Source organism: Arthrobacter sp. K4-10C (assembly GCF_059090085.1).
This window is the reverse complement of sequence record NZ_JBNHFI010000025.1, coordinates 1-1,824: the sequence shown is the minus strand read 5'-3', so window position 1 is coordinate 1,824 and position 1,824 is coordinate 1. Positions and strand designations below refer to the sequence as shown.

General features: G+C 55.5%; 2 rRNA genes. Both read left to right on the top strand.

Going from position 1 to position 1,824, the window contains the following annotated elements:
* Nucleotides 1-1,559: ribosomal RNA gene (locus AC5RUU_RS19590) — 23S ribosomal RNA — on the top strand; the annotation flags it as partial.
* A 147-nt stretch (nucleotides 1,560-1,706) separates the two neighbouring features.
* A 5S ribosomal RNA gene (gene rrf, locus AC5RUU_RS19585) occupies nucleotides 1,707-1,823 on the top strand.
* The last annotated feature ends 1 nt before the right edge of the window (nucleotide 1,824 follow it).

The following is a 1,824-nucleotide window of genomic DNA, read 5'->3' as shown; positions in this document are numbered from 1 at the left end:
ACCTGCCCGACACCCCTTGTGGGTGAAGGGTTTTGGTGGAGCGCAGGACCTGATCCTGGGAGGCAAGCGTATTAACAGGTGTGACGCAGGAAGGTAGCCGAGCCGGGCGATGGTTGTCCCGGTCTAAGGATGTAGGGCGAGTGGTAGGCAAATCCGCCATTCATGTGCCTGAGATCTGATGGGACCCCCGTTTGGGGGGATTTGGTGATCCTATGCTGCCGAGAAAAGCATCGACGCGAGGTTTTAGCCGCCCGTACCCCAAACCGACACAGGTGATCAGGTAGAGAATACTAAGGCGATCGAGAGAATTATGGTTAAGGAACTCGGCAAAATGCCCCCGTAACTTCGGGAGAAGGGGGGCCCCAACCTTGACCGGACCGTGCGTCCGGGAGGGGATCGGGGCCGCAGAGACCAGGGGGAAGCGACTGTTTACTAAAAACACAGGTCCGTGCGAAGTCGCAAGACGATGTATACGGACTGACTCCTGCCCGGTGCTGGAAGGTTAAGAGGACCGGTTAGCCTCACGGCGAAGCTGAGAATTTAAGCCCCAGTAAACGGCGGTGGTAACTATAACCATCCTAAGGTAGCGAAATTCCTTGTCGGGTAAGTTCCGACCTGCACGAATGGAGTAACGACTTCCCCGCTGTCTCAACCATAAACTCGGCGAAATTGCAGTACGAGTAAAGATGCTCGTTACGCGCAGCAGGACGGAAAGACCCCGAGACCTTTACTATAGTTTGGTATTGGTGTTCGGAGTGGCTTGTGTAGGATAGGTGGGAGACGTTGAAGCCCGGACGCCAGTTCGGGTGGAGTCATCGTTGAAATACCACTCTGGTCACTTTGGACATCTAACTTCGGCCCGTAATCCGGGTCAGGGACAGTGCCTGATGGGTAGTTTAACTGGGGCGGTTGCCTCCTAAAAAGTAACGGAGGCGCCCAAAGGTTCCCTCAGCCTGGTTGGCAATCAGGTGTCGAGTGTAAGTGCACAAGGGAGCTTGACTGTGAGAGAGACATCTCGAGCAGGGACGAAAGTCGGGACTAGTGATCCGGCGGTACATTGTGGAATGGCCGTCGCTCAACGGATAAAAGGTACCTCGGGGATAACAGGCTGATCTTGCCCAAGAGTCCATATCGACGGCATGGTTTGGCACCTCGATGTCGGCTCGTCGCATCCTGGGGCTGGAGTAGGTCCCAAGGGTTGGGCTGTTCGCCCATTAAAGCGGTACGCGAGCTGGGTTTAGAACGTCGTGAGACAGTTCGGTCCCTATCCGCTGCGCGCGCAGGAAATTTGAGAAGGGCTGTCCTTAGTACGAGAGGACCGGGACGGACGAACCTCTGGTGTGTCAGTTGTACTGCCAAGTGCACCGCTGATTAGCTACGTTCGGATGGGATAACCGCTGAAAGCATCTAAGCGGGAAGCTCGCTTCAAGATGAGATTTCCATACACGTATGTGTGAGAGGCCCCCAGCCAGACCACTGGGTTGATAGGCCGGATGTGGAAGCGAGGACTAACGACTCGTGAAGCTGACCGGTACTAATAGGCCAACAACTTACACCACAAACAAAACACTGCAAGCGTCCACTATGTGGTTCCCAACCAACAACCCACCAGTTGTCCACGGGAACAAAACCACAACTGAATAACAACACCACCATGTTGTAACCACAAGATTTCCCCACCCCTTCCAGGGTGCGGGTAGAAGGGTTACGGCGGTCATAGCGTGGGGGAAACGCCCGGTCCCATTCCGAACCCGGAAGCTAAGACCCACAGCGCCGATGGTACTGCACCCGGGAGGGTGTGGGAGAGTAGGACACCGCCGGACA